The organism is Arthrobacter sp. 01T419, from assembly GCF_056398865.1.
The window spans coordinates 140369-160050 of sequence record NZ_JBFTQF010000007.1; the positions used below are offsets into that span (position 1 = coordinate 140369).

Sequence of the window (19682 nt, forward strand, 5' to 3'; positions counted from 1 at the left end):
GGTTGTCTCCTTAGTAGTGGTCTATCCCCAGTAAACCGCAGACTGCCCGTCAACTCGCGGGCAGCATGGCAATCAGCTCCGTGTGGCGTCGATTGTCGAGGGTTGTTGCTAGCTCACGGCCGGCGCGAAGCCTCCGGTGGATCCAAAGCCGCCGGTGCCGCGCGCTGTGTCGGACAACTCGTCCACCGTCACGAACTGCGCATACTCGACGCGCTGGATCACCATTTGAGCAATTCTATCGCCGCGCTTGAGTTCGATTGCCTGGTTTTGGTCCGTATTCAAAAGCGTCACGGAAATTTCACCTCGGTAGCCGGCATCGACCGTGCCCGGAGCGTTGACTACGGTGAGCCCGTGCTTGGTGGCCAGCCCCGACCGCGGGTGAATGAGTGCGACAAAGCCGTTTGGCAGCGCGATTGAGACCCCTGTGGGAACGAGCTTCCGCTCCCCCGGGGCGAGAGACACGTCCGCGCGGGCGCGCAAGTCGGCACCGGCGTCACCAGGGTGGGCGTACGACGGTGCTTCCAGGCCGTCGTCGAGCATTTTCAGCTGGATCTGAAGGGTCGGCGCGCCATATTCGGCGGAAGTGTCTGCTGGGTTGGCTACTGCTGTCTCATGGCTCACAGTCAGATATTCTATCGTCCGCTGGATCCTGCCGCGGTTGCCGGTGCAGGGTCCAGGCGGGTTAATTACTCGGGTCGCTGTCCCGATAAGCTGGTTGCATGCCTGAATCGACTGCATCCGTGCCCACGCCGAACCACTCCACAAGTGGAACGGGCGTCCTGTTTGCGGAAAAGCTCTGGCCGTCCCCTTGGATTTGGATCGTCGTGGTCGGCTTGTCCGCCGCGGGCATCCTGATGTTTGCGCCGATCAGTATCACCGCGGGCATCATCGCCGCACTGGTTCTCTTCGGGATCATGACCACGATGCTGTTGTTGTCCACGCCGGCGATTGTGGTGGACCGAGATACCGTCCAGGTGGGTCGCGCCAGTATCCAGCGCGAATTTGTCGGCGCAGTCGCGGCGTTCCGCAAGGACGAAGCCACGGCAGAGCGCGGTACCCGACTTAATGGGCTCGCGTTCCTGTGCCTCCGTGGCTGGATCGACCCCGTGGTGCGTATTGAAATCACCGACCCTGCGGACCGTACGCCGTACTGGCTGACGTCCACCCGCCGCCCGGAAGAGCTGCTGGCTGCGCTTTCAAAGTAGGCCGTTCCGTTCCCCGGATCAGCTCTCGCATTCCTTGCAGTAAAGATGACCGTCTTTTTCCCGTGCAATCTGGGAGCGGTGCTTGACCAGGAAACAGTTGAAACAGGTAAATTCGTCTGCCTGCGGAGGTAGGACGCGGACCAGCAGCTCTTCGCCGGACAAGTCCGCCCCGGGGAGCTCGTAGGCGTCGGCCAGGTCAGTCTCGTCAATGTCAACCGCCGATGACTGCTTCTCGGTGCGATGCGACTTGAGTTCCTCGATCGAGTCCTCGGTGTCTTCTTCAGTCTTCCGAGGGGCATCGTAGTCCGTTGCCATGGTCCCTTCTTCGTTCTCCCTTGTGCTTCACGCAGGGCTCGCGCTCCTGTCAACCGGAACCTGCTCCGGTCTAAGGATGTAACGCAGCAGGCCCCGTTTTTGTGCCCGATATCGGGCAGATTGTCCTCCCAGCGGAACCAAATGTCCATAGCTCCACGGGGACCGTTCCGCGGGGAAAGTGCCGGAAATGGCGGAATATCGCGGCGCGCCCTTTGTCCTAGTAGGAAAAGGCCCCACCGGGTGGCAGAGTTTCGAATGTCAGATAGGCCATGGTGGAGGATTTTATGCGGGATCTACGGCTGGTTGGCGTCCACGACGACGGCGGACATCTCCTGTTGAGCGGTACCGGCGGCGAGATGTTCCAGCTTCCGATTGACGAGGCGTTGCGTGTTGCCGCGAGCCGGACACCTGCCCAGGTGGCCGCGCGTGCTTCGATCACGCCCGTCGCCATGTCCCCGCGTGACATTCAGTCGCGTATCCGTAGCGGTGCTACGGCCGCGGAAGTGGCAGAGCTGTCAGGATTGCCGCTCGCCAATGTGCAGCGCTATGAAGGCCCCGTGCTGGCCGAGCGGGAATACATCGCGCAGCAAGCCCGCAAAGTGGAAGTCGCTGCCCCGGCACCCGGCCACGATACTTACCGCGCAGCGTTCGGCGACGAACCTGCAAGCCTCGGCGAGATGGTCGCGCACCGGCTCACGGCCCACGGCATCGACTCCTCCGCGGTGGAGTGGGACTCTTGGCGCCGGAGCGATGGGGCTTGGACCGTCGTCGCGCGCTTTGAAACCAAGCCAGGCACCTTGGAGACCATTGGCGAAGAGCCGCCGGCGATGTGGACGTTCAATCCCGCCCGGAAATCGCTCCAGAACGCCAACCGCTGGGCCCAGCAGCTCAGCGAACTGGAACCGCTTGATGGCCCCGTACCGGCACGGCGTCTCGCCGCCGTTTCCGACCGGCCTTTTGATTTCGAGGCCGACGCGGGTGCCGCGGCCCGTGCCGCCGCCGCTGCGGCCACCAAGGAAGCCGATGGGCTCCTGGACATGCTGCGCTCACGACGCGGACAACGGCTTGGCCTCGACGAAGACAGCGACGACGCCTTGGCGCTCCTTCTGAGCAGCGGAGTTCCTGCTGCCCATCCCAGGCCCAGCGACGTCGAAGACGGGCTTTCGGACAAAGAATCAACGGACACAGACACGGACGAACCGGCAGAAGCCGATCCCGCCGCGACCCGTCGCGACGCACGTGCCTCCATGCTGTCGCGGCTGAGCCTGGCTCCGCAGCAAGACGACAATGAAGACGATTCCCTCCGGCTGCACGACGGGGTCAGTACGGACACACGGGAAATCACCGTGATTCCGAGCCCTATGCGCCCCGTGACCCTTCTGCGCGGCAGGACTGACAACGATGCGCAGGCCGCCCAAGAGGAGCCGCGATCCCAGGAAACGGCATCACCGCGGGCAGGCCTGGACGAATTGCTCGGCGGCGCTCCCCGGCGGGAACGCGAAGAGCCGAAGCCCACCCGCGCTGGGCTGAAGGATTCCTGGTACAAAGCCACACCTTCAACCCCGTCGGAGGGTGTGGCTTCGGAGTCCGACAACCCGCCCCACGGTGACGAATCTTCCGACGCGGCGCCTGCCGAGCGCCAGCCCTCACGGCCCAAGCGCTCCAGTATCCCCAGCTGGGATGAAATCGTCTTCGGTACGCGCGGAGACTAGCCGCCTAAGTTCGCGGGAGGCTTCAGTTCGCGCCGCGCCAAAGGCAAGCGCTGCCCTCGCCAGTGGGCACTTCTTCAATGCAACGGTCGTCGATGCGCTCAAGTGTGGGAATTGCCGCAGTCCATGGTTCCGGAAAAGAAGATGAGCTCAGCCACGGCGGCTTCTGGGGCCTCCGGCCTTGAAACATAGCAACGGAACCTCACGCTCCGCCTTGGTCAGCGAACCATGCTGCCCGACAACTTCCATGGCGGTAGGGCGAACCCGACGGACGTCATAAAGCGCCAGAGCATCCCGGGCGGCGATCATGATGTCTCCGATCCGAGGGGAAACCTCCGGACGCAACCCACCGAAGAGACCGGCCGCAACGGCTTGCTCCCGGGTGAAGGCCCAGATCCGATCACTGAAGCGGGCACGCCAAGCGTCCAGCAAGGCCTGGCGTTGCCGTTCTCCTGAATCGGGCTCAAGGTACAGGTGGACCATGCGGGGTTCGCCTGCTGTATGCCGGACACCGGCGATGAGGGCGGCATCGGCGGAGTAGTCGATGCGCTGTGACTCCGGAACGTCAAGCATTCCGTGGTCTCCGGTGAGCAGGATGGTGGTATCTGCCGGAAGGGTTGCGGAGAGCCTCTTGACGGTTGAATCTATTTCTTCAAGCTGGTGTTCCCAGCGATCGGACTGGCAGCCGTAGCGGTGGCCGGCCTTGTCCAACTCGTTGACGTAGAAGTACATGAGCGAACGGTTTCCTGCGACCATAGCCTCCCCCGCAGCTGCCGTTCGGGCATGCAGGGAGCTACCTCCCACGAAGCGGCTTCCGCGGAGCGCCGCCAGGGTCATCGGTGACGCACCGAACTGCGGCAAGCTCACTGTCACCACGTCAGCCTCAGCAGCCACGCGTTCGAAGATTGTCGGGAACGGTTGCCAGCGCAGGGGGTCGACACCGGCGTCCCAGTTGCCGAGCAGGTTGACCACCTTGTCCTGGGTGGGATCCAGGACGTCATAGCCCACCATGCCGTGTTCGCCGGGCGTACGGCCGGTGCCCAGACTTGCCAAGGAGGATGCCGTGGTGGAGGGGAAGGCTGAATCGAGCCAGACAGGAACGGCGCCCTGCCCCGAATTCGCAATAGATCTCAGGAACGGCGTATGCGCGGATTTCTGCTTGAGCAGATTGCGGCCCAGGCCATCGGCAAGCACCACGCAGACGCGTTGCGATGCGGGCAATTGCAGCTTGTTCTCAAAGCCGGGCAGGCCCATGCTCGCCGCGGCGCTGGTGAAGACCTCGGCAATCGACTTGCTGCCATACAACGGCGCTCCGGGAAGCTCGGGGACAGTGCTGGCAACGGGGGCGGTTTCCTGGGCGAGGTGTTCCGAGGTCACCATCAGCGCTGGTGTCCGCGGCTCAGCCGGTTTCCGAAGACGCCCGAGCGGAGTCGCGGTGCGGGGATGGAACCCGAATGTGCTGAAGGCCCGGGACCCCCCGTGTTCACCGCCCGCAACGCGCGGGCGAAGATCTTCGCGTCCTGCACGGCCCGGGGTCCGTCGGCCTCCGAGCTGATCCGAAGAACGATGTCCTCCTGGGAAATAGTGCCGGTATACCCATGATCGGCTTCGCATTGCGGGTCCCCGCAACTGGCAGGTCCCACATCCAGGCGTTGGCCACCAGACCAAGCAATCGAAAGGGTCAGCTCTCTGACGGGGTCGCTCGGAGTGTAGTTCTGCGGCTGCGCATACATGTAGCTGAGGACCACGGAGCGGATTTGCGCCACAGGCACGGATTCCGTGGAAATCTGTGCGACGATCTGTTCGCCGGCTTCATCAAGCTGCTGATCGTCAACGTGGGTGATCACCAGCATGTCCTCAGTGAGGACCAGGACCGTGATGTGTCGCCGGACCTCGGCACGGTCGAAATGCGTTTCCAAATGCACCAGGTGTGCAAGGCAGTCTCGCCCGTCCAAGGCGTCGGCCACAACATCGGCAACGAGGACCGGATAGAAGCCCGCCCGCTGAAGTGCCTGGTCCAGGCTCTGCCCCTGCGAGCTGTGGTTGTGTGCTGCGTGGTGCCCGGTGGTAGCCGGACCGGACGGAGGCGTCGGGGACTTCGAGCTCATTCCCCCATTTTCACAGATTGGCTGGGGACTTCATAACCACCGGGCCCCCACCCGGTCAGCTGAGCATCGCGCGGCGGGCGCTGTCCGTACGTTGTGCGGCGTTCCCGATCCATACCTCGGCGGCAAGGATCTTCGCGCCCCGCGCCCCGGCCAGGACAGGGTTGAATTCCACGAGGGCAATCTCGGGGTGCTCATCCTTGAGCCGGACCAGCCGTGCGCCGAGGTCTTCGAGGGCAGTCACGTCGACCGCCGGCAGTCCCTGGTAGCCGAAGAGTTTCAACGAAGCCCGGGGTGCCCGGATGAAGTCGTGGAGATCCGCGGCGGACAGAGGAGGAACCCGGTGCGCCCAATCATCCAGGAGGTTCACTGCGTCGCCCGCCAATCCGAAGGACACCACCGGCCCCAGAAGCGGATCTTCGATGGCCCGGAACGTGCAGGCCTGCCCCACGGAAACCATGGCCTGCACTTCTATGGCCGATGAACCGTAGGGCTCGAGGGCGCGACGCATCTGCGCGATGTTGCGCCGCAGCGAGTCCGCGTCCTCGATGTCCAGCCGCACACCTCCCAGGTCCAGGCGATGCCGGAGGGCAGGATCCGTGGTCTTGAGCACCACGGGCCAACCGAGCCGCTCGGCGGCGGCCACCGCTTCGTCGTCGCTCTCGAAGACGGCTGACGGCACCACCGGGATACCGTACCGGGAGAGCAATGCGGCACCTTCGGCGTCGTCCAGCCGGACGAGTTGCTCCCCCGGGACGGAAGACAGGAGCCGTTCGATGTGCTCCCGCGTTCCTTCCCGGTCGCAACCCGCCGGTTCCACGAACATGCCTTGGTCCCGGTCAAGCCACTTCGCGTAACGGACCACCGCCGCCAAGGCCGCCACTGCGCTACCGGGGCTCGAATAGCAAGGAACAGGGCGCCCCGTTTCTCCGCCGGGAGCCAGCAATCCATCCAGCTGCACAGAGCTGTCAAGAATTCCCGTGAAAGCCGCCACGACGGGCTTGCCCGCCTCCGCCGCGCATTCTCCGAGGACTCCCGCGATCGCGTCCATTGTGAGGCTGCGGGAGGGCACCATGGCTGCGACCACTGCGTGCACGGCGTCGTCGGCAAGATTCTGGCGGAGGCTGCGCCGCAGTCCCTCCAAAGCCACGGACATCCCCGCGTCCAGATCGACGTCGGTGACGATCCGATCGACGACGAGTCCTTGGGGGGCCGCGTTGTCCGCTACCACCTTCCCGAAGGCCGCGGAGTTGCTGTAGACGGCGAGCGCCGGGCCCTTGGGCAAGGGCTGGCAGGAGACGATCTGCGCCACGTCCATGAGCTGCTCGATGGTTTCGACGGCGATGACCCCCGCTTGGCGCATCATGGCGTCAAGGGCCGCCGCCGGCGCCAGCGTGGTCCTGACCACATGGCCCGGCGGAAGGCGCAGCCCCGTGACATCGGATTTTGCAACGATGACCGGCTTGCTGCGCGAGAGGCGGCGAGCCAGGCGGGAGAACTTACGTGGGTTGCCGATCGACTCCAAGTAGAGCCCGACCGCGACGGTATCCGGATCGTCTTCCCAGAACTGCATGACGTCGTTCCCGGAGACATCGGCACGGTTGCCGGCAGACAGGAACGAGGACAATCCCAGGCCCCGGCGGCTCGCGGCGGCGTAGACGGAAACACCGATGGCGGCAGATTGCGAAAACAGTCCCAGTCCCCCGCGCCGGGGCAGGCTCGGGGCCATGGACGCGTTGAGGGAGACGTCCGGATTCGTGTTCACGATCCCCAGCGATTCGGGGCCGATCACGCGCATCCCGTAGGACCTGGCCCGGCGCACCAGGTCCCTCTGCCTCTGTAGCCCCCGCTCGCCGTCGTCGGCGTATCCGGCGGTCGCAACCACCAGGCCTTTGACGCCGGCCGCACCGCACTCGTCCACGACTTTCGGTACTTCTTCGTACGGCACTGCGATGATGGCAATCTGCACAGGCCCGGGAACGTCGGCGATCCGGGCGAAGGACTTCATCCCGGCCACCTCGAATGCTTCGGGGTTGACCGCATAGACCGCACCGGTGAAGCCTCCTTCGAGGATGTGCTCCAGCAGTTGGTGCCCGACGGTCCCCCACCGGCGGCTGGCGCCGACCACCGCGATCGACGACGGCGCCAGCAAGTCCCGTACGCTGCGCGCCTCGGCGCGGTGTTCCCGCGATTCCATGACGGCCAGGGATTTTTCGGTCGGGTCGATGTTGAATTCAACGCTGACGACGCCGTCATCGAATTTGCGCGCGAGCTCATAACCAGCGTCGGCGAAGACCCGCAGCATTTTGCGGTTCTCGGGCAGGACCTCGGCGGTGAAGCGGCGGATGCCGTTTTCGCGGGCTGCGGCCGCCAAGTGCTCCAGCAGGATCGAACCGATGCCACGGCCTTGCTGGACGTCGGAAATATTGAAAGCAACTTCGGCCTCGGTGGGGTCATCAAGCCGGTCGTACCTGCCGACGCCCACGATTTCTCCGCCGATCGTTATGACGAACGCCACCCGGTCCTTGTGGTCCACTTCGGTGAAGCGGCGCAGTTCCTTGCTGGAGAGCCGCGATTTGAACGAGAAGAACCTCATGTAGATGGACGTCTCGGACTGCGCAGTGTGGAAAGCCTGGAGGGCATCCGCGTCCTCGGGTGAGATGGGTCTCAAATGCGCCGTTCCGCCGTCGCGAAGCACGACATCGGCCTCCCAATATTCCGGATATACGCCGGCGCCGGGCTGATCCACCATAGGCTTAGCCTAGCTAAGTCTTCCGCAGTACACGTTTAAGGATCCACCGACTCCATGGCACGCAGCCAAAGTCCCTCCCGCGCGAACGCAGCCACGGCTGCCGTCGACGGGGACTTCACCGAGAACATCATCGATATTGACGTCACTTCCGAGATGGAAGGCTCCTTCCTGGAGTACGCGTATTCGGTCATCTATTCCCGCGCGCTCCCCGATGCGCGCGATGGCCTCAAGCCCGTTCAGCGACGCATCCTGTACATGATGAGCGACATGGGCCTCCGCCCGGACCGCGGGCATGTCAAGAGTGCCCGAGTGGTGGGTGAAGTCATGGGGAAGCTGCACCCCCACGGCGATGCCGCCATCTATGACGCTATGGTGCGCATGGCCCAGGACTTCTCGCTGCGCTTGCCCCTCATTGACGGGCACGGCAACTTCGGTTCGCTCGACGACGGCCCTGCTGCACCGCGTTACACGGAAGCCCGGCTCGCGGCGGCTGCGATGACGATGACCGAGCACCTCGACGAAGACGTGGTGGATTTCGTCCCCAACTACGACAACCAGCTCACTCAGCCCGATGTCCTGCCCGCGGCTTTCCCCAACCTGCTGGTCAACGGCACCACGGGCATCGCCGTCGGCATGGCCACCAACATGGCCCCCCACAACCTCGTGGAAGTCATCGCGGCCGCCCGGCACCTCATCGCCCATCCGGACGCGACGCTGGAAGACATCATGCGTTTCGTGCCCGGCCCGGACTTGCCCACGGGCGGCCGGATCGTGGGCCTGGATGGAATCCGCGACGCCTACGCCACAGGACGGGGTTCGTTCAAGACCCGCGCCAAGGTGGAGATCGAGCAGCTGACCGCGCGTCGCACCGGATTGGTGGTGACCGAACTCCCGTACATGGTGGGCCCGGAGAAGGTCATCGAGAAGATCAAGGATGCCGTCAACGCCAAGAAGCTGACAGGCATCAGCGATGTCATGGACCTCACTGACCGCAAGCACGGGCTGCGGCTCGTGATTGAGGTCAAGAACGGCTTCAACCCCAACGCAGTGCTGCAGCAGCTCTACCGGTTCACGCCAATGGAAGACTCCTTCGGCATCAACAACGTGACCCTGGTGGATGGACAGCCGCAGACCTTGGGCTTGCTCCAGCTGCTCCAGGTCTACGTTGGCCACCGTCTGTCGGTGGTGCGCCGCCGCACTGCCTTCCGCCTGGGCAAGAAGAAGGACCGCCTCCACTTGGTGGAGGGCCTCCTGATCGCGATCGTGGACATCGACGAGGTCATCCAGATCATCCGCTCCTCGGACGAGGCATCAGCCGCGCGCGAACGGCTCATGTCGATCTATGATCTGTCCGAGATCCAGGCCAACTACATCCTGGAACTTCGTCTGCGCCAACTGACCAAGTACTCGCGCATCGAACTCGAAAAAGAGCAGGAAGAGCTGCGCCGGGAGATCGCCGAGCTTGAGGCGATCCTGGCGTCCGACGTGCTGCTGCGCGAGTTGGTATCCGGGGAATTGGCCGAGGTGTCCGAGAAGTACGGCACCCCGCGCCGCACTGTTCTCCTCGAGTCCGAGGCGGTCTCCCCGACCGTCGCGGCGGCCCTCGGAGCCGCAGTCCCGGCTGGCAAGGGGAAGGCCGCCGCACTGCCGCTCGAAATCCCCGACGATCCTTGCTGGGCACTCCTGAGCACCTCTGGGCAGATCGCGCGGACGTCCAACCAAGAGCCACTGGCCGAGTCCGGCCCCCGGAGCAAGCATGATGTCTACCGCTCGGTGGTCAAGACAACGGCGCGCGGCGAAATCGGCGCGGTCACCTCGCAGGGCCGGATGCTCCGGGTACAGGTCATGGACATGCCGGCGCTGCCTCCGGTGTCCGGCCTGCCCAATCTTGCCGGCGGCGTGGCGGCAAAGGACTTTGTCACCCTGCTCAAGGGCGAATCCTTGGTGGCCTTCGTGCCGTTGGATGCCGTGTTGGCCATCGGAACGGTCCAGGGCGTGGTCAAGCGCGTCCAGCCGGACTACCCGCTGAACCGCGAGGACTGGGAAATCATTGCGCTCAAGGACAAGGACACTGTGGTGGGCGTGGAGCCTGCACAGAACGACGACGTCGAACTCGTCTTCGTGACCCGGCTTGCGCAGCTTTTGCGGTTCAGTGCTTCTGCCGTCCGGCCCCAGGGGCGCACCGCCGGCGGCATGGCGGGTATCAAGCTCGCAGATGGCGACGACGTCATCCACTTCGGCACGGTACGCGCCGACGACCGCGCCGCCGTCGTCGTGACTATCGCTGGCAGCAATGGCGCGTTGCCGGGGACTGCTCCGGGCACGGCCAAAATCACCCCGTTCGAGGAGTATCCGGCCAAGGGCCGGGCCACGGGAGGCGTCCGGGCCCACCGTTTCCTCAAGGGTGAGGACACGCTGCTGCTCGGGTGGGTAGGCCACGGCCCCGCGAAGGCGGCGTCCAGCGCCGGCGTCGCCCGTGCGCTCCCACAAGAGCACGGCCGCCGCGACGGCTCCGGTGTTCCCCTCTCCCAGGCCGTGGATGCCATTGGCGCAACCATGGCGTGGGAAGAAGGAAGCAGGCCGGATACCGCCGTTGAAGGCTAAGCCCCGAAGGCTGTGACTACATCGTGGCGATGCTGAGGATGTTTCCTTCCGAATCGAGGAACCAGGCTCCCCTTTCGCCGTCCGGGAGGGTGGCAACGCCATTCTCGGTTTTCAGGCCCGGGAAGTCGTAATCTTCGAAAACGACCCCGCGTGCCCTGAGATCGGCCATGTCCTGGTCCAAGTCGGTGCTCTGGAATCCCAACTGGGTGTTCTTGGCGGTCCCGGCGTTGGGGGTCTCGTAGAGCAGGAAGGCAGTGCCGTTGGCGCACTTGTACATCAGGTTGTCTGTGGCCTCCGGGTTGTCCGGCTCGAGGCCGAGCTTGTCGCGGTAGAAGTCGCGGGCGCGGGCGATATCGCTGGCAGGGAGCACGCCGGCGACGTTTAGATCCTTAAGCATGGCTATTTCACTTTCCAGGCTTCCCCAGTTCATAACCTTACTCCTGATAGGCCACTTGGGGGTGTGGACCCGCACCCCCATTCCGTGGTGCGGCCGGATCACGAACGTGGGCCCTAGACTACTGCCATGCCGATCATTCCCGATGACAAGGACTGGACCTGGGTCCTGTCCACGCCTTGCCCCGAATGTGGTTTCGACGCCGCGACCGTGACCCCGTCCACGGTGCCGGGAACAGTCCTGAACATGCTGCCGCGCTGGCGCGCGGTGCTTCGCCGCGAACACGCCGCGGTCCGCCCGGACGACCACACGTGGTCGCCCTTGGAGTATGCCTGCCATGTAAGGGATGTCTTCAGTCTCTTCGATCAGCGCCTGAACCTGATGCTGCGTGAAGACGACGCCCGCTTCGCCAATTGGGACCAGGACAAGGCCGCCATTGACGGGGACTACGCCAACGCGGATCCCGCTGAGGTGTCTGCACAACTGGCTGCCGAGGGCCAACAAATCGCGAATTCCTTCGCCTCAGTCCGAGAAGATGAATGGCCGCGCACCGGTGTCCGCAGCAATGGCTCCACCTTCACCGTGCTGACGTTTGCCCAGTACTTCCTGCACGACGTGGTCCATCACCTTCACGACGTCGACGGCTAGGCGCTGCGATGTCGTGGAAAGACACACGGGCCACCCGCCTCTTCAATATTGGACTGCCCATCGTCCTCGGACCATTCGGCGGCTTGTCGTCCGTGGAGCTGTCAAGCACCGTCAGCGAGGCGGGCGGACTGGGTTCATACGGACTCTACGGCTACGATCCGGAGCGGATCGCCGCCACAGCCCGCGAACTCAGGAATGCCAGCGGGAAACCGTTCGCGCTGAATCTCTGGCTTCCCATCGAGGGAGAAGAGCGGCCGTCTCCGGATGCCGAGCAGTTCGCAGCCTACGTGGACGTCCTCAGGCCCTATTTCGAGCTGGTGGGCGTGGAACCACCCTCGCAACCTGATACTTATCTGCCTGATCTGGACAATCAGATCCAGGCGGCCATCGATGCCCGGCCAGCCGTGCTGAGTTTCGTGTTCGGCGTTCCGTCCGAGTCGGTTATCGAGGAGGCCCACCGGAACGGCATTGTGGTGGCAGGTACGGCGACCACCGTGGACGAAGCCGTCGCCCTCCACGCCGGCGGAGTGGATGCCATCGTTGCCACGGGAATGGAGGCAGGTGGCCACCGTGTTTCGTTCCTGCGCGCTCCGGAGGACTCGCTCGTCGGGACCATGGCCCTCGTGCCGCAAGTGGTGGATGCCGTCTCGGTTCCCGTCATCGCCGCAGGCGGTATCGCTGACGGCCGCGGGGTCGCTGCCGCCTTGGCGCTTGGCGCGGACGCGGTACAGATCGGTTCAGCCTTCCTCGCCACCCGCCAGTCTGCCATCAGTCCCGCCCACTTGGCTGCGATGCACGGACCCGACGCCGCCCACACCGTCCTGACACGTGCCCTCAGCGGTCGCCTGGCGCGAGGCATCCCCAACCGGATCATCGCGGAACTCGCCGACCCTGCCGCCCACGCCCCGTTCCCCATCCAGAACTGGCTCACCGGCAAGTTCCGGCCAGTTGCGGCGGCACAGGGAATCCCCGGGCTGATGTCGCTGTGGGCCGGCCAATCGACTCCACTCATCCGCGAGGACGACGCCCTGATGCTCATGGACAAGATCGTCGACTCGGTGGACGCCATCATCGGGCGGCTCCGCGGCTAGCTTCCGTGCACTAGCGCCGGGAGGTCCGACGGCGAGCCAAGCTTGGGGGTGCCAAGGTCCAGTCGGGAGTCTCCCTCGCCGATATCCGCCGGGTTGTGGGTCACTAGGACCACAGTGACGTCTCGCAGCCCGCCGCGGAGTTCGGCCATCATCAGGCGGGCGGCTTCGGCGTCGAGATGGGCCGTCGGCTCATCGAGGAGGAGAACTGTTGCTCCGGTCAGAAGCGTACGGGCCATGGCGAGCCGCTGGCGTTCGCCGCCGCTCAGGAACGAACCCGAGGGGCCAATGCGGCTATCCAGGCCCGCGGGAAGTCCGGCTACCAGTCCGGAGAGCCCGACGGCGCCCAAAGCCTGATGCATGTCCGCTTCGGAAGGCTTGTGGCTGGCCGGGCGGGCGAGCAGCAGGTTGCCGCGGATGGTGGAGTCGAAGAGGTGGGCCTCCTGCGGGCACCATGCGGCACTTCCGGTGACGTAGGCTGCGCCGGACGATGCCGGCAAGAAGCCGAGCAGTACCGAGAGCAACGTCGATTTACCGGAACCGGACGGACCCGTGACGGAGAGCCAGTGCCCGGGGGCGGCCTCGCCGCTCAACCCGCTGAATACGGGGGCACCGCCGGGCCATGACGCTTCGAGCCCGTCCAACAACAACCCAGGAGAACCGTCGGCACGCTCCGGTAGTGCCAGCACGCCGCCGTCGGACGCTGCTGACGCGTCAACAGCTCCCGATGGGGCGATCCGCCGCAATACTGCGGCCAGGGCGGGCGCCTGCCGCACGGCAGACACTACCGCCCCGTACGGTTCCGCGAGCGCCAACTGCATGAGCACGACGACGGCAAGCACAGCAGGCGCAACAGTTCCGGACTGCACCGTGTTTCCGGCTTGCACTGACGGTGCGGCCAGAATGCCCACCCCCAGCGCACCCACGGTGCAGGCGAGTACGACCAATCCTTGGCCTATGCCGTCAGCCCACGCGGACCGCTGTGCGGCCGCCGTGGCTGCGTTGTCCCTCCGGGTCAAGGACGAGAGAACCGTACTGGCGACGCCGTTGGCGCTGAGCTCGGCACGGGCGTCGAGGGCAGCGGCAACGTCGCGCAACACCAGTGAGCGCAGTTGATGCTCAGCGCGCGCAGCATTGCGGTCTGCCAACAGGGCAAGCAGAGGGGCCAGTACAACCCCAACCATGGCGGCCACGACGACGGCCGGCACGGCAGCGGGCACCAGCAATGCCGAGGCAACCACCGCCGACACCGCGACGGCAAGGGCCGAGAGGGGCGGCAGCACGACGCGCGGCAGCAAATCCCGCAGAGTGTCGACGTCGTCGACCACCGCCCCGAGCACATTGCCGCCTTGCAGGAGCCGGCGGAGGGACAGCGCCCGCGCGCTGAGGGCCGCCCACAGCGCACCTCGGAGCCTTGTCATGGCGGCGAAGACGGCGTCGTGGACGAGAAGCCGCTCAGCGTAACGAAGCACGGCCCTGCCTATGCCGAAGAACCGCACACCCACGATCGCTCCGAGCAAGTACAGAATGGGCGGCTGCTCGCTGGCCCGGATGATGAGCCAGCCCGACAGCCCGGACAGGGCCACGGCGAACAGGGCCGCGAGCGCGGCAACCAGTACGGCGCCGGCGAACTTATGGCGGACGGGCGCAAGGATGTTGGCCAGGGCCTTGAGGGTGGAGATGGCCACGGGGGGTTCAAATCCCCCGGCCGGGCTGCTCCGGAGGTGACTGTCCTGCTGGATCGCCGTTGTGCTGGCGGCTGCCGCGGACTCCGGATTGGCCGGACCGGTTTGCTGCTCCGCCGTCCCGCCGTCGACCTTCACCACATGATCCGCAAGGTTCCGGGTGGCGGCGTCGTGGGCAACGAGGATGACAGTCGCGGACCCTCGCAGGCCCTCGATTGCGGCACGGATGGCGTCGGCGGAGGCGGCGTCAAGATGGGCGGTCGGTTCGTCGAACAGGAGGACGGTAGCTCCTGCTTTGAGGCGTGCCAGGCCGCGGGCCACGGCAACCCGCCGCAGTTCGCCGGGGCTAAGCTCGGCGGGATGTTTGGGTGCGAGGTGTTCCGCGGCAGCCTGCTCCAGGCACGCCATTGCGGTCGCGTTGTCCGCGTCCGGCCATGATTCGGAATCGGTTCCCCGCAAGTCTTGGTTGCCGCCGCCCAGGTAAAGGACAATCTCGTCAAGCACCGTATCGGCGACCATGACGGGATGCTGCGGCACCCAGGCCACCGAGCCGGCGCCCAGTCCTGTGACGGAACCTTCAAGGGTTGCCAGCGGACCGTCGCCGATCGTCCCGGCGAGGACGCCCAGAATGGTGCTCTTGCCCGAACCGCTGCGGCCGTCAAGGGCGGTGATCCGGCCGGCCGGAGCCTTGAAGTCGATGGGCCCGACGGCGGCTGCTGCCCTTCCCGCATAAGTCACCGTGAGTCCGGTGACCACGACGTCGGCAGGCGGCTTGTTCGTGGCGGGCGCGCCGACGTCGTACGCGTCGGCGCGGGAATCACGAGTCAGCGGACGGCCCGCGGGCGAGTCCAACACGGCGTTGGCCGCGGCCAGCGCTTCGCGGCCGTCGTCGCTGGCATGGTGGGCCGTGCCCAGCTCACGCAGGGGAAGGTAGCAATCGGGGGCGAGGATCAGGGCCAGCAGGCCTGCCTCCAGGGCCATGTCACCCGCCACCAGTCGTACGCCGATGAAGACGGCCACCACGGCCACCGAGATGGTAGCTATGAGCTCCAAGGCGAGGGCGGACAGGAAGGCCGTCCGCAGGGTTCCCATGGTGCGCGAACGGTATTCCTCGGAGAGGTCTTCGAGGGCTGCCCTTTGTTCGCCCGCGCGGCCCAGTCCGACCAGCACGGGAAGTCCCTTGGCCAGCTCCAGGATGTGCCCCGAGAGCCTCCTGAGAGTGGATTGTGCTTCGCGGACCCTGTCCTCGGTGTGACGGCCGATCAGCACCATGAAAAGCGGTACGAGGGGCAGCGTCAAAACTACAACCAGGGCACTGACCCAGTCCGCGAAAAGGATCCGGGCGCCCAGTAGCAAAGGTATTGCGGCGCAATTGACCAAGGCGGGCAGGAACTGGGTGTAGTAGTTGTCGAGCGCATCAAGTCCGCGCGTCGCGAGCACGGCCAGCCCGCCGTCGTTCACTTCGCCGACTCGTCCAGCGGCCCCTGGACCGAGGGCGCGGCCCAGGAGCCTGGACCTCAGCTCTTCCTTGACCCCGAGGGCCGCCCGGCGCGCCGCGACTCCCTGGCCCCAGACCGTCAGCGAGCGCAGCACCGCGCCGATGGCACCCCAGAGGAGTCCTTCCCGCCACCCGATTCCGCCGGCGGCGAGTCCGGACAGCATCCCCGCGACGGCCTGTGCGATCAGGACCAGGGAAAAGGCCTTGAGCGAAGACAACAAACCAAGGACGTACAGGGCCGATCGGGTGGCAGGTCCGGCAGGCAGCTGGGGCTTCATCCCTTACTCGCTGGCGTTGCGGCGTGAGTGTTTCCCAACCGGACCCGGCGCCGCGTGACCGACGAGCACCTTGGCGGCGATGGCCGGCAGGAATCCGTGTGCGGCCGGAATGTGTGCCGCGCTCACGCGCCGGCGGAACACCCAGTAGGTCCAGGCCTGGTAGGCGATGACGAGGGGCAGGCCGACTGCCGCAACGATGCTCATCAATCCCAGGGTGTAGGCGGAGGAGGAGGCGTTGGAAATGGTGAGGTTGAAGGCCGGATCCAAGGTGGAAGGAATGACCACGGGGAAGGCCGCTCCGAAGATGGAGGCTGTGGCGCACACCAGGAACGCACCCAGGGCTCCGAAGGCCTTTCCCTCGGCTCCGTTGCGGGCAAGGACCCAGGCAGCTGCAGCAGCCAGGACTCCCAGGATCACGAGTATCCACGTCCACTGCTTGCCGCTGAGCAGCTGCACGGCCACCATCCATCCCAGCAGCGGCAGCAATGCGACTGGCGCGAGCCGCACAAACCAGCCGCGCGCGCGGTGGCGGACCTCGCCGTCGGTCTTCAACGCCAGGAACGCCAAGGCGTGCACCAAGGCGAACGCGACGACGGCGAGGCCGCCCAGGACCGCGTATCCGCTGAACCAAGCAAAAGGTCCACCCTGCCGGTCGCCGTTGGAGTTGAGCGGAAGCCCTGTGGTGGTCAGCGCCAGGGCCGCGCCGATGCCAAACGCGGCCGTGAAGGAGCCCACGGCAATGGCCCAGTCCCAGATGGTCCGCCATCGCGCAGTGTCCACCTTGCCTCGGTACTCAAAAGCCACAGCCCGGAAGATCAAAGCCACCAGAACAAGCAGCAGCGGCAAATAGAGGGCAGAGAACAGCGAGGCGTACCAGAGCGGGAAGGCCGCGAAGGTGGCACCGGCCGCGGTCAGCAGCCACACTTCGTTTCCGTCCCATACCGGGCCGATCGTATTCAGCAGCACCCGGCGGTCGGTGTTGTTCCGGGCGAAGAGCTTCATGAGCATTCCGACGCCGAGGTCGAAGCCCTCCAGGAAGAGGTAGCCGGTCCACAACACGGCAATGGCTATGAACCAGACTGTTGGCAACAGTTCCATTCGAAAGATCCCTCTGCTTCCTAGTAGGCGAATGCCAGGACGTCGTCGGTGTCGCCGGGCTGGCCCGGGGCGCCCGGGGTCCCGCCGTCGTCGTCCTTCTTTTCCTTCTCCCCGCCGTGGCGGGCTTCAGCGAGCTCTGGCATCGCGGAGGCCACGCCACCGCGGGCATATTTGACCAGCAGCCTGACCTCCACGACCAGCAGCACCGCATAGATCGAGGCCAACACCACCAGTGAGGTGATGAGTTCGGAGGCGGACACGCCCGGTGAGACGGCTGCAGCCGTGAACATGAACACTTGGTCGATGCCGCTGGCATCCGGATTGGGCGCGACGACGAACGGCTGCCGGCCCATTTCCGTGAAGATCCAACCCGCGGCGTTAGCGCCAAAGGGAGCAAGGATGCCGAAGACTGCCAGGCGCATGATCCATCGGGATTGCGGCACCACACCCCTGCGTGTCACCCACAAGGCGAGCAGCGCGGCAAAGGCTGCGATCCCACCGAAGCCAATCATCATGCGGAAGCCCCAATAGGTCACTTCCATAACCGGCACATACTGGATTTCCTGCCCTGCGCGATCGCCGTACAAGGGATCGTTGGGCAAGTGCGTGCCGTACTTTGCTTTGTACTCGTCCAGGAGGCTGTTGACGCCCTTCACTTCAGTGCTGAAGTCACCCTTGGCCAGGAAGGAGAGAATGCCGGGGACCTCGATCACGGCCACAATGTCGTTGCAGTTCTTGGAGCCGACGTTGCCGACACTCAGCACGGAGAATCCGGTGCCGTCGTGGCATGCCGCCTCTGCCGCGGCCATCTTCATGGGCTGCTGTTCGAACATCAGTTTGCCCTGCAGATCGCCGGTGAAGGCTGTCCCGGCGAAGGAGATCATGGCAACGACAGCGCCGATCCGCAAGGAATTGATCCACACCTTGTAGTCAGCTTTGTCCCGTCCGGGAATATTGGCTTCGCCGGGAATCGCGCGGCCGTCCGCATCGACGGTGTCGATGCCGTCATGGCGGCGGCGCCAGAGGTGGTACCAGGCGATGCCCAGGAGGAACGCGCCTGCGACGCCCAGTGCGCCGAAGAGCGTGTGCGGCACGGCCACCAACGCCGTGTTGTTGGTGAAGACCGCCCAGGCGTCGGTCATGACGGGACGTCCGTTGACCATCTCCACTCCGACCGGGTGCTGCATCCAGGAATTGGCCACGATGATGAAGTATGCAGAGAAGAGCGAGCCGATCACAGCGATCCAAAGGCACGCGAGGTGGACACTGCGCTTGAGCTGCTTCCAACCGAAGATCCACAGCCCCAGGAAGGTCGATTCCACGAAGAACGCCAGAAGCGCTTCCAAGGCCAGGGGCGCGCCGAAGATGTCTCCGACGAAGCGGCTGTACTCACTCCATGCCATGCCGAACTGGAATTCCTGCACGATGCCCGTGGCGACGCCCATGATGAAGTTGATGAGGAAGAGCTTGCCCCAGAACTTGGTCATCCGCAGGTATTCAACCTTGCCGGTGCGGTACCAAAGGGTCTGGATGACGGCCACAACGAGCCCCAGCCCGATGGTCAGGGGCACCATCATGAAGTGGTAGACCGTGGTGATTCCAAATTGCCAGCGTGCGATTTCCAAGGCGTCCATGGCTGTCCTTTTTATCCGGCATTGTCCCGACGCCCGCTTGCGGCGTCCATTTTCTACGTTGCGTAGAAACTAATTCTTCTACATAGTGTAGAACAAACCTCTGCGATGTGGTCACCACTCTTCCAGCGGCGTCACAGTGCCGCAAGGACACGCCGCGCCGCATGTTCTACCTCACGTAGAATCGCGGCTCAAAACGCGGTAGATTGATGGTGGAATGTTGGATCATCGCACTCCCCTCGAGCCATATCGCGGAGGGAATTGCGGAAAGTAGGGATGTATTGATGGCAAGTCTTGGCGAACTGGAACGGGCGGTCATGGATCTGCTCTGGGCAGGCCAGGAGGCTGCGACAGCCAACAAACTCCGCGATCTGCTGGCGCAGGATTCTGCCGCTGCGGATGGCATTGCAGGGCACCAAGGCAAGGACCTCGCCGTCACCACGGTGCTGACAGTCTTGTCCCGCCTTGAGAAGAAAGGCCTCGTGGAGCGCGAACGGGGTACCCGTCCGCACCGCTACCAGGCCGTGTCGAGCCGCGCCGACCACACGGCAGACCTCATGCATGAGGCACTGGGTTCGGCCCCGGACCGCGAAGCAGTCCTGGCCCGGTTCATTGGTTCCGTGAGCGAAAGTGAAGCTGCCACGCTACGCAAACTGCTCGGCAAAAACTAAC

At 65.0% G+C, this 19682-nt stretch carries 15 protein-coding genes; 6 read left to right on the forward strand and 9 right to left on the reverse strand.

The features are described 5' to 3' along the window. Positions 1 to 108 precede the first annotated feature (108 nt). The gene (gene dut, locus AC1DLO_RS12930; protein WP_476890196.1) at positions 109 to 621 is read right to left on the reverse strand and encodes a dUTP diphosphatase; all 513 of its coding nucleotides are present in this window, start codon (positions 619 to 621) and stop codon (positions 109 to 111) included. Positions 622 to 719: 98 nt separating this feature from the next. Here dut and AC1DLO_RS12935 point away from each other — a divergent pair, with 98 nt between their 5' ends. After that, on the forward strand, positions 720 to 1205 hold the full coding sequence (locus AC1DLO_RS12935; protein ID WP_476890197.1) for a DUF3093 domain-containing protein: 486 nt from the start codon (positions 720 to 722) through the stop codon (positions 1203 to 1205). Positions 1206 to 1223: 18 nt separating this feature from the next. Here AC1DLO_RS12935 and AC1DLO_RS12940 read toward each other — a convergent pair whose 3' ends face one another. After that, positions 1224 to 1520: a DUF4193 domain-containing protein gene (locus AC1DLO_RS12940; RefSeq protein ID WP_268022785.1), complete on the reverse strand. Its 297-nt coding sequence runs from the start codon at positions 1518 to 1520 to the stop codon at positions 1224 to 1226. 284 nt (positions 1521 to 1804) lie between these two features. Between AC1DLO_RS12940 and sepH the strand changes: the two genes are divergently transcribed. Next, positions 1805 to 3232 carry a septation protein SepH gene (gene sepH / locus AC1DLO_RS12945; protein WP_476890198.1) on the forward strand — a complete coding sequence of 476 codons (1428 nt, stop codon included), beginning with the start codon at positions 1805 to 1807 and terminating at the stop codon, positions 3230 to 3232. 147 nt (positions 3233 to 3379) lie between these two features. Here sepH and AC1DLO_RS12950 read toward each other — a convergent pair whose 3' ends face one another. The 3 genes from AC1DLO_RS12950 to AC1DLO_RS12960 are packed head-to-tail and all read right to left on the reverse strand — an operon-like array spanning position 3380 to position 8086. After that, entirely contained in the window at positions 3380 to 4609 is a 1230-nt protein-coding gene (locus AC1DLO_RS12950; RefSeq protein WP_476890199.1) for an alkaline phosphatase family protein, read from the reverse strand. After that, entirely contained in the window at positions 4609 to 5337 is a 729-nt protein-coding gene (locus AC1DLO_RS12955; protein ID WP_476890200.1) for a DUF5998 family protein, read from the reverse strand. Before AC1DLO_RS12955 ends, AC1DLO_RS12950 begins: the two co-directional genes overlap by 1 nt. 55 nt (positions 5338 to 5392) lie before the next feature. Beyond that, positions 5393 to 8086: a bifunctional acetate--CoA ligase family protein/GNAT family N-acetyltransferase gene (locus tag AC1DLO_RS12960; RefSeq protein ID WP_476890201.1), complete on the reverse strand. Its 2694-nt coding sequence runs from the start codon at positions 8084 to 8086 to the stop codon at positions 5393 to 5395. Between the two features lie 54 nt (positions 8087 to 8140). On the opposite strand from AC1DLO_RS12960, the gene AC1DLO_RS12965 reads away from it, so the two are divergent. Beyond that, positions 8141 to 10690 carry a DNA gyrase/topoisomerase IV subunit A gene (locus AC1DLO_RS12965; protein ID WP_476890202.1) on the forward strand — a complete coding sequence of 850 codons (2550 nt, stop codon included), beginning with the start codon at positions 8141 to 8143 and terminating at the stop codon, positions 10688 to 10690. 16 nt (positions 10691 to 10706) lie between these two features. Here the strand turns inward: AC1DLO_RS12965 and AC1DLO_RS12970 are convergent, their stop codons facing one another. After that, complete coding sequence (locus AC1DLO_RS12970) at positions 10707 to 11087, reverse strand: VOC family protein (RefSeq protein ID WP_437773244.1); 381 nt, start codon at positions 11085 to 11087, stop codon at positions 10707 to 10709. Positions 11088 to 11213: 126 nt separating this feature from the next. On the opposite strand from AC1DLO_RS12970, the gene AC1DLO_RS12975 reads away from it, so the two are divergent. Next, positions 11214 to 11732, forward strand: a complete 519-nt coding sequence (locus AC1DLO_RS12975; protein WP_476890203.1) for a DinB family protein — start codon at positions 11214 to 11216, stop codon at positions 11730 to 11732. Positions 11733 to 11740: 8 nt separating this feature from the next. Further along, complete coding sequence (locus AC1DLO_RS12980) at positions 11741 to 12823, forward strand: NAD(P)H-dependent flavin oxidoreductase (RefSeq protein ID WP_476890204.1); 1083 nt, start codon at positions 11741 to 11743, stop codon at positions 12821 to 12823. On the opposite strand, the gene cydD is transcribed toward AC1DLO_RS12980, so the two are convergent. The 3 genes from cydD to AC1DLO_RS12995 are packed head-to-tail and all read right to left on the reverse strand — an operon-like array spanning position 12820 to position 19013. Then, a complete protein-coding gene (gene cydD / locus AC1DLO_RS12985) occupies positions 12820 to 16281 on the reverse strand; it encodes a thiol reductant ABC exporter subunit CydD (protein WP_476890205.1) in 3462 nt (1153 codons plus the stop codon). The two genes, AC1DLO_RS12980 and cydD, sit on opposite strands and share 4 nt — an antisense overlap. Before the next feature lie 3 nt (positions 16282 to 16284). Continuing rightward, positions 16285 to 17379, reverse strand: coding sequence for a cytochrome d ubiquinol oxidase subunit II (gene cydB, locus AC1DLO_RS12990; protein ID WP_476890206.1), 1095 nt, complete (start codon positions 17377 to 17379; stop codon positions 16285 to 16287). A 20-nt stretch (positions 17380 to 17399) separates the two neighbouring features. Next, a complete protein-coding gene (locus AC1DLO_RS12995) occupies positions 17400 to 19013 on the reverse strand; it encodes a cytochrome ubiquinol oxidase subunit I (protein ID WP_476890207.1) in 1614 nt (537 codons plus the stop codon). A gap of 281 nt (positions 19014 to 19294) precedes the next feature. On the opposite strand from AC1DLO_RS12995, the gene AC1DLO_RS13000 reads away from it, so the two are divergent. Continuing rightward, positions 19295 to 19681 (forward strand): BlaI/MecI/CopY family transcriptional regulator, encoded by a 387-nt coding sequence (locus tag AC1DLO_RS13000; RefSeq protein WP_395801992.1) that lies wholly within the window; start codon positions 19295 to 19297, stop codon positions 19679 to 19681. Position 19682: the final 1 nt, after the last annotated feature.